Source organism: Ekhidna lutea (assembly GCF_900188325.1).
Classification (GTDB): domain Bacteria; phylum Bacteroidota; class Bacteroidia; order Cytophagales; family Cyclobacteriaceae; genus Ekhidna; species Ekhidna lutea.
The window spans coordinates 1-16,655 of record NZ_FZPD01000005.1 but is presented as its reverse complement, the minus strand read 5'-3'; the positions used below and the strand labels follow the sequence as shown (position 1 = coordinate 16,655).

Genomic DNA, 16,655 nt, shown 5'->3' with positions numbered 1-16,655 from the left:
TGGTGTTAAGCTGGGGAAGATTTGGCAAGTACCTTTCTAATTAAGAACGTTCCCATAGGAAAATGCTTGACACAGTAGATGTAGGCATCTCGTTCTGAACCAAAGGACTCAGCCACTTTTTCATCATGAATAACTATGAATTGACCCTTGTATTTCTCAACAAGCTTCTGCTCATGCTGAAGATAAAACCTGTGCTGTTTATCAAGGAGTTCTCCCATTTAACCAAGGTACCCAATAAAACTTACAGTCATTACATTTTTTGAATTTGTGAGTTGTTTGCTTGAATGCTATTCCTTTTGTTGGATAAAAATGAAATCGCCTCCTTCATCCCCCGTCCCCATGATCACGCCATCCTGAGGAACAGTTAAGCTATTACTCAAAACTGCCCTGCGAACCTTTGTAAATAGATCGCTGGAAGAAAGGAACTGGTCTGTATTTTCATCCAGATACTTAATCAGGTATTTAAAAAAAACAGAATTATCTGAAACTGAAGACATATTCCCTGAACTCATTGCGCGCCTGCTGGGAAGTCTGTAAAGCAATTGAATATCTCTTGATGCGCTTCTGATTTCATTGCCTCGTGCCCTAAAAATACCACCGCTAAAACACGCATCAGAAATGAGTAATGTATGTGCACTTCTTATGGCTCTTATTTGCTCCTTGAGATCACTATTCGATAACCAGTTGGAAGGATTGGCAGGATCAGTGTCTACAGGCCACCAATATCCTTGCTCCACTTTGTCATCCCAGTAACCATGACCGGCATAAAATATTAATAGGTTATCAGTTACACTGATCTCCTTTCTAAGCCTATATAAAACCTCCAGAACTTCGTCTCTGGTAGCGTTTTTTAATGTGATAATGTTTTCCGTATTAAATGAGTATTTATTAGTCAGAATTTGTTTCAGCTCATCCACATCATCTGTTGGATTCACCAAATCCAGCTTATCCATTTGATAATCAGAGTTACCTATCAAAACAGCATGGTATTTACCTCCTGGCTTAACCATTTGATTGATGTTTTGAGCTTTTTCATTCTGGGAAATCGCAATTTCATTGTTTCTTTTTGGAGTTTTTAGTTCAGCCTTTAACAGAGGTGGAGTTGGGTGTAGATAAAGTGTAGAATTTTCAAAATTGGAATAGATCATCCACTCCGGAAACGCGGTAGTTGCTAGTCCAAAAAAGTACATTTTGAGGCTGCTAATTTGGACCGGAGCTGTCCATGAATTGTCCGCGGTTTCCTTAATCAAATACCAAACATATTCTTTCTGCTTTTTTTTAGCAGCAAAAAGCAATAATGACTTTTCACCAATTGAAATTACCTGAATAATCTCTTTCAACTTAGGCACTTTGATCTTTTCAATTATTTCTGAATAGTTCTTTCCTCCCCATACTTCGATTACGGACCAATCATTCCTTCCTTCGATCGTTGTAAATAGTTTTGAGTTGTCAAATGAATAAGAAGGTACTGAATTGGTTTTTCTGTTATTGTCAATCAAAACTTCTTGGGGAAGTCCCCATATTCCCTCCTCATTTTTGCTAAGCTCATAAAAATGTTGACCTGAGTCTTCATGGACTAATACAAAGAGTCTAGTAAAATCATGCGAGAAGCGAAAGTGAATGTGACCATCGGTGAGTGTAGCATTAATAATATCTACTAGCTTGTTCGATTCTTCAATCCACTGATTATCCTTAAAAACATACCTGGTGGTCTTATTAACACCAACCATATTGTATTGAGTGATAATCATTGAAGAATCCGGCATAAGAGCCGCTGAGCCATCACACCTCATATGCATGGGTAGGGGGATCGATTTTGGATCTTGCCCAAAGGAGCAATAAAAAGAAAAAATGATCCAAATTACAATCAGAGATCTCATGACGCTTTCAACAACTGGCCTTATCAAATTTAATGAATAACTGAGTAAGACCTCAAAATGGCCTATAAATTGAAAGTATCTTAATTATCAGATTACCGAATTAAACTCAAACTACCCGCATCAACTATCCAATGTCTTCCAGCGAGCACCCATAATGAGCACCCATAACATCCAGATCACTTCACCAAAAGTGAGATAATCCAGCACGTCCATCAATGATCCTTTGATACCCAGGAAGTAGGCGAATGCCGATATGGTATATCCTGCACCGGCCAGAATCATAAACCAGCCAATAATGCGCGGAAATAAGGGTGAGCGAATGATCATATAACCTTGAGGCAGTAACCATAAGCCCCAGAAAATTGTAGCGATGATGGTGCCTCTTGAGCTTTGCTTAAGTAAAGAAACCACTTGATCAGGCTGATCCAGAACCTCTAGCACCATTAGCTGATCAGCGGTACTGAGCATAGCTATCGGAATTCCCAGAAAAGCGAAAATGGCCATGAGAATGGTAGCATCCCTATATGTGGAATAAAACAGCTTGTATAGAAACCAAACCGCTGCAACACTAAATAATTGGGTTATTAAACTGCCAGCTATACCAAGCCTAAAAAGCATTTCATTCGCCATGATGTTCGAAGCTGTGAGCTCCGGATCGCTCAAAACGATTAATTGGGACGGGACATACAAGAGACTGAACATTCCCAGAACTGCCCAAAGTGGGTAAATGATTCTCAGCCAGGTTACGGCATTTTTTTGTTCTTGAAGTGTGTGCATGGGTTAGGTAGTTTTTGTTTCGAACATGATGCAGCCCACCGTCACTTGGTTGCTTTAGTATTAGAAAACTTACTATAAATAATATAGAATAGTGTGGGTCGAATGAATTGCATTAATAGTGTTTTCTGCACTGTGCGATGTAAAGCCTGTCTTTCTCTACCCTATAGACAAGTCGATGTTCCTGATCAATCCGTCTGGACCACCATCCAGATAAATCATTCTTTAACGCTTCCGGTTTTCCTATTCCTACGAATGGGGTTCTCACACATTGTTTAATCAATTCATTCACCCTCTTAAGCATTTTCTTATTGTGCTTCTGCCAAAAGAGGTAGTCTTCCCAGGCATGGGTGAGAAATACAATTTGCATTAATCAATAAGCTCTTTCGTTTCTCCCCCACCTCTTTCAAACTCTTCGATGCTTTCTTTTAATCGTTGGGCATTTTTGGGACTGCTTAATAAGTGTAAGGTGTCCTGTATTCCATCATATTCCTCTTTAGACAAAACAACAGCATCTTCCCCATTGGCTCTCGTTACAAACAAAGGAGCTCTCGATTTTACCACCTTATCCATAAAGGATTTTAAGTTTTGCCTGAAATTTGAATACGTCGTAATATCCATAGGACAAACATACGAAAAATTGTACAATTAGTTGTACAATGTCAGGCAAGCCATTCATCAAACCTTTTTGGTTTGTGGAGACATGAGGTGAGGCGTATGAAGATGCCGGATCAAGTCCGGCATGACAAAAGCAGCGGAATTAATTTAAGACTTCAGCAAAGGCTTCAAATCCGGATGCATTTGCGAGGTGAGGAATTCAGTGATTGTAAATTCCGCCAGCTTATGGATAAAAAATGGGTCTTCTGAAATAATCTGCTCAACCTCCTCCTGTGAGTCAGCGAGCGCCAGAATAATCCCACCTGTTCGCGGTACTTTCCGACCGGATGCTACGAACTTGTTCTGTTTGTAGTATTTATGAAGATACTTCACATGTTCGGTCATGTGGGCATCCAATTCTTCCAGTGGAACGATGTAGTTTAAGTCTATGATGTACATGATTATTATGGGTGGTTTTGAAATTGTATTCGTAGATCAACTAATTTCAATATAAAACCAAAAAACTGGTATAGATTCGGTGTTTCGTCATAGGCATGTATTAGGCTATTTCGGAAAAGACTTCATGATGGATGACTTTTTCTTCAAATTCTAAAAGAAATTCCTCATCCTCAAGATAGTACTTTGCTTTTTCAAAATCCTCCCCCGCAAAATTCTTTATGACATCCAGGTTTTTCCAATATGTGATTAACGTAAAGTGAGCTTCCTTTCCTTCCAATCTTCTTAGAAAACTCAGCTTGATAAAGCCTGGTGTGTTTTGATAATCAGGAACAGCTCTTTCCTTCATGAACTTTGTGTAGTCCTCAAAATCATTAGCACTTGTCCTTCCATGCCATATTCGCGCGATCATAATGTTGTGTTTTGCTTTGCAAGGATTGCATAGTTAAAAATAGCATATTGCAATGAGACCATGCAGCCATTAACTCTTCATTATCCATCTAAGGTGCATCAGCCAAACCTCCACTGTCTTCATGGTTGGGCTTCTTTAGATAAATGTAGATGGTCGTGCCTTCTCCCTCCTTACTGGCGATTTCAACTTTACCTCCCATTCCCTCTATTTGGTTTTTGGAAATAAACATACCCAACCCATCTCCTTCTGATATTTCCGGGTGAAATCGAGACCCGAGGCTAAATAATTTTTTTCCAAAACGATTTAAATCAATTCCAACCCCATGATCCTGGATCTTTACCATTACCTCATCATCAAGACTTTCTGCTGATAAGGTTATCTCTTTGGAGTCTTCGGTTATGCCGAACTTTAGCGCATTCGAAATCAGGTTATTCAGTGCGCTTTCGAAGTAGGTCGGCACTCCATTTACTGAAATGTCTGCTGGGATCTCTGTTATAACTTTTGCGCCATGTTTCCGGATTTCTTCTTCATTCGATTTCAATACACGATCGATCGATTCTTTTACATTACATGAAACTTTATTGAGGCTTTCCCTATCATTCTCAAAGTTCAGAAGTTCGTTGATATGCCTGATTGTTCCATTTAACCGATCAGATGAATTTTTAAGCATTTTTATGAAGTCCTGATTTCCGGGATCTGATTCGAGCGCTGTGATTAATCCTCGAATATTGGAAACAGATGATCTGGTATTATGCGAAGTAATGAATGAAAACTCTTTTAACCGTTTGTTTTGACTTTCCGTTATCGAGATCAATCGTTGTTTCTCTTTCAGTCTTATGTTTAGTCGATCCGTTCGCCATTTTATGAATCCGTAAACCAGCCCAAAACCACACAGTAAAAAAAGCAAAATAGCCCACCAGGTTTCCCACCATGCTCGCTTGATTCTAATATTGACGCTGCTAATATTTTCACCCCAGTGGTTCGGATTGTCTGATTGTCTTACATGAAATGTGTATGTTCCCGCACCTAGATTATTGTACGTAACCTGGCCATTTTTTGTGATTGGAGACCAATTTTCTTCAAGACCTTCAAGCTTATATTGATAAAGGTTAGCAGCAGGGTTTCTGAGATTTATGGCAATATATTCGAATGTTAAATTATTAAGATCATGTGTGAATTCAATATTTTTAGGAACCCTGCTTCCACTGACTGAATCTGAAGAATACTGCCAGAGATCAAGGACATCATATCCAACTTTCACGTCAGAAATTATTGGTTCGATAATTTTAGATTCAAATAACTCATCCGGAGTGCTTAAAAAGGTTACCCCATTTCTGTTTCCAATCCATATGTTGTGATCCTGATCCGTAAAAATTGAATTGTGAATGAATTCGGCAACTACCAATCCATCCTTCTTTTGAATCGTTGATACCGCATCAGTAAATTCATCTACTCTGCTCAAACCAGTCCTATGTGTAGCCCAAACATGGTTACTTTTATCACTGATTACGGCTGAGCAAAAGTCATTTAGGAGTCCTTCTTTAGTAGAAAATCGAATAAACTCCTCATCCTTGTATTCATAGATTCCATCTCCATGTGTGCCAATCCATAAATTTCCATACTCATCTTCTGATATATCGTTTACATCATGAGAGGGGAACAATCCATCTTTTGTCAAATACAAAATTGTTCCATTTGATCGCATCACGGCTAACCCGGCACCATGAGAGGCAAACCAGGTATTTCCTTTTCTATCAAAGTGAATGTGATAGATTTCATTGTGATAAAAGCCTGTGCTCGTTGAATAATTGTTTAGCAGTTTGCCTTTTGGATCTAATTCAAAGACACCTTTTTGGGTTAAAGAGAGCCACAAATTTCCATCCGGGCTTTTAATGATTTGACGGATCATTAACTTCCCTCCGCCATAATCAAAATTGATTTGCTCAATATTGGATAAATCTGAATCCGCGGTGAATAGACCAACATCTTCAACGCAGTAGTATATCCGATCATCCTTGTCAACGTATATGGCAGTGATATTGCCCCTGCTTTTCTTATCTTTAATTAATTCAAAATTGATGCTATCTACTGTACCTGTGTAATACCCTTTTATAAGTCCCACATCTGTTCCAAAAAAGAATTCGTGATGTGAGTTTCCACTGATACTATTGACAGACCTGGTTCTAAAGTCTTCAAAACTGTAATATATAAGTCCTTTTTTTGCAACCTGGACCAAACCATCTCCGATAGTACCTACCCATATACTTTCATCTTCATCCATGTTGATGGTGCTGATAAAATCGCCTGGGAAATTATGTTTTTTGTTTAAAAAGGTGAATTGGATAGACTTGGTATTATCCCGATTAAAATTAATTTTAACAAGTCCATTGTACTTTGTACCTACCCACAGATCCAAATTTCCAGTTTCTCTTAATGCACTTATAGATTCCTTTTCAAGAAATCCAGCCTTCTCTACTGTGCCTGAAATACCAGCGCCTTCGATATCCATATCCAAATGATACAACCCATAATCTGTACCAACCCAAAAGGAATTCTCTTTTGCCTTATTTCTTTCAAGCGACTGAATAGACATAAAGTTTAAGCCCGAAATACTTCCGGCATATACCAATCTGTTAGAATCATTAAACTTATAAGCGAGGAGACCTTCATTCGTCCCAACCAGGATCAGTTCTTTGAAAGGTTTGGCAAAATTTACTTTCTTATACTTCAATTCTGCTGGTTCATAAACCTCAAGTGTATCATCAAGAATCCGAAAAAGGCCATTATTTTGACTTACGGCTATTAAATGATTCTGACTTTTAAAAATTGAAGTTATTGGACTCTGTTCGTACAACTCCTCACGTATGACATTGAATCCTTTTCCATCAAAGACCTTTATTGTTCCATTGAAATAGCCAAAATATATTTTCCCATTATGCGTAAATGCAGAAGAAGCAAAATTCTTTTTGGTTGAATCGTTGGCATCCATCAATTCAAACTTCAATCCATCAAATCGCGTGAGGCCATAGTCTGTCCCAACCCACTTATACCCATTAGGTCCCTGTATTGTAGTATAAATGTAGGTTCCATTTAGGCCTGCCTCCGGATTGAAGTGTCTGATGTCATACTGCTGGACAGTGGCTCCAGCCAGGCAGTAGGAAAATAGTGCTAGAATTACAACCTTAATTCTTATCATCCTGATAATATTTCAGATTCACGACGTACTTGTATCTTGGTGGGCCACCAATAGGAATACTGAAGAATCTAACAGCCTCTTCATATTGATTTCGAATATAGAATACCATGTTGTTGTTTGGTTTTCCTTGCTTTATGATCTGAATTTCTATGGTCGAGTTCTGTTCTTCAGGGGTTATTTCATGCATAGAGCTCGCCCACTTCAGGTCGGCAGATTTTTTTACTTTATGCCTGTTTTTAGCGGCACTATAAATTACAATCTCTCCGTCATAATCAAAATCAAAATTATGTTGGGTAATAGAAACCACATTCTTATCAAGAAACGGATAAATATGGCTGATTTCTCCGCTTGCCACCGGCAATCGAAATGAATATTCATAGGTAAAGGCATTGGATCCCTCTACCTCTTCATTCACATCCGGGTTTGCACTGAGAAAATATTGATAAAGATTACCATCATCCCCTTGCAACCCTTCCATTATCACTTTGAATATTCTACCATTTGGTATTTCCGGATCGACTTCTCCTTCAACTGGATTGAATGGACCAAATGTGAACCACTTTCCATCAAATTCCGGATTGTTTCGAAATACCTTTGAAGCGAGAAGATTTCCACTCTTGAACTCCCCCACCGGATCGACTTTCCTTGAGTCTTTGTGCGAATGAGCACCCTTTCCTCCAAAAATGGAAATACGATGTACTGAATTCCATTCGCCTTTGATCTCATCAATATCACCACCAACATCCGGATCAAAAACACGCAAATACACGGGCTCTGTAAACTCATCAGGAACTAAAAAGAAGAAAATTTGAATGTGATCATCATCTCCCCAAGATGCAGGTGCATTTCCACCAAATGTCACCAGATAATCGATGTTCTCAATTTCATTGGGAATGCGTTGACAATAACTTGAAATGGTTATCGATAAGCAAAATAATGTTAGTATTTTTCTTGCTGTCTTCATAGGCTTACCTTCCCATTTTAAATTTAAAATCTGCACGTCTGTTGAGCAATTCGTCTACGTAATCACAATTGGATCCGGTAAGACAACTATTTATTAAGGACCTGGCTGTCTGGGGACTGCTTACTTTTATTCTGTCAGCCTTCACGCCTTCATCTACCATGTATTGCTTAATTAACTGCGCACGCTTGATTGAAAGTGCAACCCCCTTATTGTATGAGCCTCCTGATGTGGTATAAACGCCTACTTCAACATCCATCATTGGAAGGTTTTGCAGTAATTCAACGTTATCATCCAAGATCTTTTTAATTTTTCGGGATAGCTCATTTTGATCTAATTCAAAGAACATCGCTTGCAAACTAGAAGGACTTCCCTCTGCCAGTTGCATTGTCTTTTCACTTATTACCGTCTGTACTGCTTTAAGGTCTGCGCCATCAGGTACAATGACGTCTTCTGAATCATAAATAAGATTACCTCGGTAGGTAATGATCCTGTAAGTTGCATTTCCGGTTAGCTCATCTTGTCCTTCCACCTCTTTGTATGTATCACCCGTTTTCTTCATGAGAAAGTAGGTAGGCTTGTCCTCTAAAAATCGTGAATCGATCTCTATTTGAGCAATCGCATCTGTAAGCAATCCGGCTGTAGGGTCAGCCAATTTAACAGTAACACTGTCGCTGGCGCATAACAACACCTGATCAATGGATGATTCCAGTCTGACCAATAATGATCGATAATAAGTGCCCGTTTTCGAATAGCTATAGTTTGGACTTCCTTCGCATGAGAAGTTTCCATCTCCAAAATCCCAATACGTGTATTTGATTTGATACGCTGAATCCGGATAGTCCAAAGTAAACGATGCGTTTTCCTCAATATCCGTTCGCACATCTTCTAATGGATTCATTGTCAACCCAAAAGAGCCTTTTATGACTACATCTATTTCAGCTTCCTCCTGAATTACAGCTTTTGTTATTGGGTCTTCAAGGCTTAGTTTGGCCACATACAAGCCAGGATTATTGTAGCAGTGGTTGATGTTTAATCCCTCAAGGATCGTCCCATCGCCCATATCCCACTTGAAAACGAATTCCTTTCCTTCAAAATCATATGAATCCGTAATGTCGAGGTTTACACAATTATTGGAAGCGATCCTACTGATACACTTGGCATCAAAGCTCAGGAATCTTGCTTTAGCAGCTTCGCACCCAACCTCCTGCCCATAACTATGGGAGGCTAATATTGGCCACAATAAGACTATACTAATCCACTTGTTCTTCATTGGTGTAAAGTTTCCTCATTACTAACTCTAATTCTGCCCTTCTGTTTACTGCATGAAATCTTTCTTCACATTCAGTGTTATCATCGCAGTGATTCAAGATCCCCTGCTCGCCATAGCTATCCAAAATCAATCTACTTCCGGGAACATCATTTTCAATAAGATATCTAGCAATCTTTTGAGATCGCTTAAACGCCAACTCGTCATTATATTTCATACTTCCCCTACTGTCCGCATAGGAGTTGATTGAAAACGCGATCTTCTGATCTACCGTCATAATCTTTACCACCTTATTTAATTCCTCCTTGCCTTGCTCGGTCAATTCGTTGCTGTCAAGATCAAAATATATATTCTTAAGCGAGTACATTTCCTGCATATTCAAACCTTTTTCCTCCACTGCTTGTTTGGCGCGCTCTTCAACTGTCTGGCCATCGTCAGCAGGTGTGTTTGAAAGTAGGATTTTTTCGTCCGCATTGACGATGAATCGGCTGTTTCCTACCTCCCTGTATTCAAATACCCGTCCATTTACTTGGACCATGGCTTTTCTTCTATTATATAACTCCTGTAACTCTACATCCGGGTCAACTCTTTCCGGTCTGGCAACAGGTTCTTTTTCTAATGTGATGGTTGAGGTCATTGCCATTCCCGCAAATAATTCATTCGAAGCAATCACATCACTTTGTGAAACATAACCTTCCTTGCTGACCTCCAGTTTAATCTCTTCCCCGGGTAGCGCCAAAAAATCTGTCGTTCCGTTTGCATCCGTAAAACGAGAATCTCTGACCACCCCTCCCACAATAAAGTTAACTTTTGCATTGCTTAAAGTTTCTCCTGAAACAGTACTAACCACACACTGAACGCGAGACCATTTGGCGGTAAAGCGATAAATATCATCATCAAATCCTCCATTTTCTCGATTGGAAGTAAAGAATCCGGTTCTTCCGAGGGAATCGGAGATAAATCCGAAATCAGCATATGAAGAATTAAATGGATAGCCTAGATTTTCCACCTCATCATGGCCGGATGCATTTAGTGGGGCTCTAAAAAGATCCAGGTCTCCCAATCCGCCATGCCCATCAGAAGAGAAAATCAACTCATTCTCATTGATTAAAAATGGAAACATGTCATCTCCTGCAGAATTGATAAACTCCCCTAGATTTTCAGGTTCGCTCCATTCACCATCCTGAAGTTTTGATACATACAGATCCGTACCACCATAGCCAACAGGTATATTGGATGAAAAAACGATTGTTTTACCATCTTTTGATATAGCTGGCTGACCAACAGAATAATTTGGATCATTGAAGGGTAAAGGCTTCATATTTACCCATTGATCTTTTCTGGAATCATATTCTGCATAATAAAGCTCCAGGTGACTCTCGGCATTATTTTTATTGGGAATACCCGCACGGGTGAAAATGATCTTATTTCCATCGTAAAATACCAGTGGACCTTCATGGTACTCAGAATTTAATCCCCGATGAAACACCTCAGGGTCTCTCATTCGACCACTTTCTAATTCCTCGGTATAAAAAACTGTGGTGTACTCTTCGGCACTCCATCCCATTACATTGGTCACATCATTACTGTGGTGGTCTGATAAGTACACAATTCCAAATCCATAATAAAATGGGCTAAACTCTGCATATTTTGTATTGATGCTTAATGGCTCAATTTCGATGGAGGCTGAATCCCGAAAATGTTTATGAATATTTTCTATTGATGAGAGTTTTTTCGATGCGATAAGATGTGATCCCTCAACGGATTTATATTTTTTTAACCAAACCTCGGCTTCCTCATATTTTTGATTGGCCATTAGCACCTGGGCAAAGTCCAACATGTTTTGGGCCGTTGGCAGTTCATTATTTTGAATTCCTATTCGAAACCAGTTTTCTGCAGTTTTGAACTGATCGATGTGATGATAGCTTTCGGCTATTTTTAAAGCAAGTGCTGAGTTAGTTGTATCCTTTTTAAAGGCCCGTTCATAAAAAATTGCTGCTTCTTGATACGCTCCATTTTTATACGATCTATTACCACGTTCCTCAAGTGGATCCATGCTATGCAATATCTTGATCGATTGGCCGTATCCAAACATGCAAAAAATTGAAACATACAATATGTAATGAACTAGCCTCATCTAAATCTTCTCGGGTGATTGACTCTTGGATGTTGTTTCCTAAAGCGGTAGTTAAGTACTATTTCGTGAGAGCCAGAAGTGGATTGACCCAACTCGGACGTTACTAATCCATAAGAATATCCAAAGCGCAGGTTATCTGTAAACTGAACTTCAAGAATGAAATCGATTGAATTTTCAACCCGATAGGTAACGCCAAACCAAATGACATCTCTGAAAAGAAAGCTGGTAGTAATATCAATGTCTGAAATACCATTTGCATACCTGATCAAAAAACTTGGCTTATACTTCAAATCATGATTTATTGGTAAAATAGCTCCACCTGTCAGGTAATAATGCCTCACCTGTTTGCTTAAATCTTGTTCACTTTGATTTAGTCTGTTATTTAACAGAAAAGGGACTGAAAGGCCTGCATATATCTTAGGCCCATTGTAGAATATGCCAGTGCCAAAGTTGGCCATAACCGAATTATAATCATTGTTTAAAACAGGATCATCCGCATCAATCAAATCATCTTGAGTGAGATCTACATTGAATATAGATAAACCCCCTTGCAGTCCCATTGAAAGGTGATGCCTTCCTCTATCAAAATTCATTCGGTAAGCGTAAACGCCATATAAATTATTTAATGAAATGGCTCCAAATTGATCATTGGATAAAATCATTCCGGCAGAAGATTCGTTATTACGAGTAATTGATCCATGGGCTGTGAATGTTTGAGTGGAAGGTGCCCCCGGAATCCCGCTCCACTGGTGCCTCGACATGGCTGTGAAGCTCCACGATTCATGCGTACCAGCGTATGCAGGGTTTAATACCAAGCCATTAAACATGTATTGCGTCATCACAAATTGTTGCTGACCATTTAAATGTCCGGCAACAGAAAGTATCAATATTGTAAATAGAAACTTGCGAGACATTATATCACTAACAGCAATTGAATGCTTTTCTTGAACATTGAATAACTAAAAAAGTAAAGTGATAGACTAATGTCCTTCAACCAATCGGTAATTCTTCTCCTCACTCATTTTACACAAATTAACACACAAAAAAGCACCCTGATTGGATGTTTTCTATCAATAGTCAAGCACATTGGATGAACAGACCGAAACAGAAGATACTTAACTTTTAATACTACCGAGGCTAGTTTCTTGTAGTATTCATTTTAAAAAAACTCTCTAATAAGGTATATACTCGAGCAGTACATTGACAGAGGGTATATTTCGTCTTTTCACTTAAAACCTTATTGATCTGAAGGCTTATTTACTAATCAATATATTCCCGGCGATTGGCTTGGAGCCATCCTTTAAATCAATGATAAAGTAGTAGGTTGAGTAAGGTGCATTTTTATCCGATCCAATATTTGTGTTAATCTCTCCTCGCCACACCCTACTGTTATTATCATAGCCGTCAATCTCAAATATTTTATTCCCCCATCGATTAAAGATTGTTACTTTATTTTCCGGATAGCTTTCAATTCCCTGAATGATCCACTCGTCATTCTTGCCATCTCCATTCGGCGAGAACGCATCAGCTATCTTCATTTTACATGGATCGTCATTATCGATATAGTTAAGTATGCCATCTCTATCACAGTCTTCGACTCCTTCTTCACTGTCTAATTTTCCATCTCCGTCACTATCCGTATCCAGGAAATCTGGTGTCCCATCCTGATCGGTATCCACAGGGTTTTCAGGATCAGCTCCCGCCTCTTGTGAATCACTTATTCCATCATTGTCAGAATCCAAATCTCTATATTCCGGCTCACCATCATCATCCACATCATCAAATTGTATTTCATACGAATCCGGGATTCCATCACCATCAAAATCTCCACCTTCAATAATCAATGTAAAAGTAGACTGTGCACACTCTGACGGATCTCCATCATCACAGACTACATAATCCATTTCAATTGTGCCAATTTCAGTATCGCCATTATAAATAAAACTGCCATCAGTATTGAAGCTAAGGCCAGCTGGTAATGGACTAATATCTGTTAAAAGCAACCCATCATTTTCAATATCACTATCATTGGTTAACAGATTTCCTTCCAATGTATTTCCGAATTGAACAGTGAGCACATCCGCTACCAAAATCGGTTTATCATTGACCGGCCTAATATCCACTTCATATTCGTATACATTGGATTCATTGACACCATCGCTTACCTTGAGATTTACTTTTAATGCTCCGTTGTAATCTGCCTTTGGAACAATAGTAGAACCACTGATATCGTAATCACTGCCTGTCAATAGGATCAAAGTATGGTCAGAAGGATAGTTATTATCAGGATCTGAAACGGTCAGATCTGTAAACGAGATGGTAAAGTCCGTATCTTCATCAATGGTAGGAATACCCACCTGGCCTGTTATTACCGGAGTACCATCAATGCTGTCGTCATCCTCATTAATTACATCAATATCTGCCGGATCAATGCCATTGTAATTAGCGTCAGAAGATGAAGCTGCAGATATGATAATCGTATATGTTACATCTCCATCAACATCATTGTCATCCACACCTGTGACTGTCACTGTCTGTACCACATTCCAGTTGGTGGAAGTAAACGTCACGCTAGCAGGACTTACAGTTCCTTCCGCTGTATTGTCTGAACTTAAACCAATGGTGACATCTGCTGTTGGTTCTGAATCCAGGACGATCGTGAAGGTAGCTGTGGTGCCATCTTCCCTGGTGTTGCCACTGATAGCGCTGACACTAATACCCACTCCGTCATTGTCTTCATTCGTTACTGTCACATCTGCCGGATCAAGCCCATTATAGTTCGTATCCGATGAAGTAGCTGCAGCAGTCACAATGGTATAAACCACATCCCCGTCATCAATGGCATCATCCACGCCGGTTACTGTTACCGTTTGTGCGATATTCCAGTTGGCAGTTGTAAATGTTACGCTTGAAGGACTCACGGTTCCTTCCGCTGTGTTATCTGAACTTAAACCGATGGTGACATCTGCAGTTGGTTCTGAATCCAGGACGATCGTGAAGGTAGCTGTGGTGCCATCTTCCCTGGTGTTGCCACTGATAGCGCTGACACTAATACCCACTCCGTCATTGTCTTCATTCGTTACTGTCACATCTGCCGGATCAAGCCCATTATAGTTCGTATCCGATGAAGTAGCTGCAGCAGTCACAATGGTATAAACCACATCCCCGTCATCAATGGCATCATCCACGCCGGTTACTGTTACCGTTTGTGCGATATTCCAGTTGGCAGTCGTAAATGTTACGCTTGAAGGACTTACGGTTCCTTCCGCTGTATTGTCTGAACTTAAACCAATGGTGACATCTGCAGTTGGTTCTGAATCCAGGACGATCGTGAAGGTTGCAGTGGTACCATCTTCCCTTGTGTTGCCACTGATAGCGCTGACACTAATACCCACTCCGTCATTGTCTTCATTCGTTACTGTCACATCTGCCGGGTCAAGTCCATTGTAGTTAGCGTCCGATGAAGTAGCTACTGCTGTCACAATCGTATACACCACATCCCCGTCATCAATGGCATCATCCACGCCGGTTACTGTCACCGTCTGTACCACATTCCAGTTGGTGGAAGTAAACGTCACGCTAGCAGGACTTACAGTTCCTTCCGCTGTGTTGTCTGAACTTAAACCGATGGTGACATCTGCAATTGGTTCTGAATCCAGGACGATTGTGAAGGTTGCAGTGGTACCATCTTCTCTGGTGTTTCCACTGATAGCGCTGATAGAAATGCTTGCAATATCATCATCGGTAACCGTAATAGTTACGTTCTTATTAGCAAGACCGGTGAAGTCTCCGTCACTCGACGCATTCACACTCGCAGTGATCGTAGGGGTCTCATCCTGTAAATCATCGTCCTGCACCGAAGTGATCGTGACTAGCTGTGTGCTGTTCCAGTTGCCACTTGTAAACGTCAAGCTCGAAGGACTCACCGTTGCTGCGCCTGTGTCATCACTACTCAAGTCAATCACCACATTGCTTGATGGCTCTGCATCCAACACGATCGTGAACGTATCATTGTTCCCTTCCGTAATCGTGGAAGTGGTTTTGCTTAACGTGTAGCCTGCTACATCGTCATCGGTATTCGTCACCGAGACCGTCTGGTCAGCCAGCTGATCAAAGTCATCGTCACTGTTTGCATCGTCTACACTCAATGTCATATTGTAAGTGATGTCTCCATCAATGATATCGTCATCTACACCAGTCACTGTGACGGTCTGCGGCGTGTCCCAGTTAGTAGGTGTAAATGTCAGGTTCGCCTGATCTACCGTTCCTTCCCCGTTATCGTCTGAGGTTACATTTAAGACAACATCAGAGTCTGGTTTAGAATTAAGAACTACATCAAAAGTGGCAGTTGATCCTGATTCGTCTGTATTTCCTGAGATGGCTGAAACAGTATATTCCGCTACTTGATTAACTGTTAAATCAAACGTCTCAACCGCACTCGGTGTGTCCGTGCCATTATCCTGTACCGTCACCGTAATGGTCGTCGTGCCGGATAAGTTTGCTGCAGGTGTGATATCAAGGGTTGGACTCAGCACATTCGCCGAGGCGCCTCCATTGTCCGTATAGTTCACCGTAATGTTTGCATTCGGTACCAACGTCGTGTTGCTCGAAGTGGCCGTCACCGTCAACACCTGTGCATCTTCATCCGTGCCCCCTCCTTCATCTACCGTAAAGGATATGCCGGTCTTATCTGTGTCTTCATTCGTGCTTTGGTCAGCTATCGCACTGATCGTAGGGTCATCGTTTACCGCATTGACGGTTAGGTCAAACGTCTCCACCGCACTCGGTGTGCCCGTGCCATTATCCTGTACCGTCACCGTAATGGTGGTCGTGCCGGATAAGTTTGCTGCAGGTGTGATATCAAGGGTTGGACTCAGCACATTCGCCGAGGCGCCTCCATTGTCCGTATAGTTCACCGTAATGTTTCCATTCGGTACCAACGTCGTGTTGCTCGAAGTGGCCGTCACCGTCA

Annotated in this window: 13 protein-coding genes; all 13 read right to left on the bottom strand. The window is 40.4% G+C overall.

Annotation, left to right across the window (positions count from 1 at the left end):
- Positions 1-5 precede the first annotated feature (5 nt).
- Positions 6-218, bottom strand: coding sequence for a hypothetical protein (locus CHB71_RS14075; RefSeq protein WP_089357584.1), 213 nt, complete (start codon positions 216-218; stop codon positions 6-8).
- A gap of 69 nt (positions 219-287) precedes the next feature.
- Positions 288-1,799 carry a caspase family protein gene (locus tag CHB71_RS14070; protein WP_179213428.1) on the bottom strand — a complete coding sequence of 504 codons (1,512 nt, stop codon included), beginning with the start codon at positions 1,797-1,799 and terminating at the stop codon, positions 288-290.
- 201 nt (positions 1,800-2,000) lie between these two features.
- A complete protein-coding gene (locus CHB71_RS14065) occupies positions 2,001-2,657 on the bottom strand; it encodes a DUF4386 domain-containing protein (RefSeq protein ID WP_089357582.1) in 657 nt (218 codons plus the stop codon).
- Positions 2,658-2,769: 112 nt separating this feature from the next.
- Positions 2,770-3,024 carry a Txe/YoeB family addiction module toxin gene (locus CHB71_RS14060; protein WP_089357581.1) on the bottom strand — a complete coding sequence of 85 codons (255 nt, stop codon included), beginning with the start codon at positions 3,022-3,024 and terminating at the stop codon, positions 2,770-2,772.
- The gene (locus CHB71_RS14055) at positions 3,024-3,275 is read right to left on the bottom strand and encodes a type II toxin-antitoxin system Phd/YefM family antitoxin (RefSeq protein ID WP_089357580.1); all 252 of its coding nucleotides are present in this window, start codon (positions 3,273-3,275) and stop codon (positions 3,024-3,026) included. Before CHB71_RS14055 ends, CHB71_RS14060 begins: the two co-directional genes overlap by 1 nt.
- 144 nt (positions 3,276-3,419) lie before the next feature.
- Complete coding sequence (locus tag CHB71_RS14050) at positions 3,420-3,710, bottom strand: YciI family protein (protein ID WP_089357579.1); 291 nt, start codon at positions 3,708-3,710, stop codon at positions 3,420-3,422.
- Between the two features lie 100 nt (positions 3,711-3,810).
- The gene (locus CHB71_RS14045; protein ID WP_221406738.1) at positions 3,811-4,119 is read right to left on the bottom strand and encodes an antibiotic biosynthesis monooxygenase; all 309 of its coding nucleotides are present in this window, start codon (positions 4,117-4,119) and stop codon (positions 3,811-3,813) included.
- Positions 4,120-4,207: 88 nt separating this feature from the next.
- Positions 4,208-7,315, bottom strand: a complete 3,108-nt coding sequence (locus tag CHB71_RS14040; RefSeq protein ID WP_089357577.1) for a ligand-binding sensor domain-containing protein — start codon at positions 7,313-7,315, stop codon at positions 4,208-4,210.
- Positions 7,302-8,279, bottom strand: a complete 978-nt coding sequence (locus CHB71_RS14035) for a hypothetical protein (RefSeq protein ID WP_089358057.1) — start codon at positions 8,277-8,279, stop codon at positions 7,302-7,304. Before CHB71_RS14035 ends, CHB71_RS14040 begins: the two co-directional genes overlap by 14 nt.
- A 4-nt stretch (positions 8,280-8,283) precedes the next feature.
- Positions 8,284-9,549 (bottom strand): PKD domain-containing protein, encoded by a 1,266-nt coding sequence (locus CHB71_RS14030; RefSeq protein ID WP_089357576.1) that lies wholly within the window; start codon positions 9,547-9,549, stop codon positions 8,284-8,286.
- Positions 9,530-11,602: an OmpA family protein gene (locus tag CHB71_RS14025; protein WP_179213427.1), complete on the bottom strand. Its 2,073-nt coding sequence runs from the start codon at positions 11,600-11,602 to the stop codon at positions 9,530-9,532. The genes CHB71_RS14030 and CHB71_RS14025 overlap by 20 nt, the downstream gene beginning before the upstream one ends.
- A 77-nt stretch (positions 11,603-11,679) precedes the next feature.
- Positions 11,680-12,597 (bottom strand): PorP/SprF family type IX secretion system membrane protein, encoded by a 918-nt coding sequence (locus CHB71_RS14020; RefSeq protein WP_089357574.1) that lies wholly within the window; start codon positions 12,595-12,597, stop codon positions 11,680-11,682.
- A 339-nt stretch (positions 12,598-12,936) separates the two neighbouring features.
- Positions 12,937-16,655 (bottom strand): gliding motility-associated C-terminal domain-containing protein (locus CHB71_RS14015; RefSeq protein WP_144017435.1); only part of this gene is annotated, 3,719 nt, incomplete at its 5' end.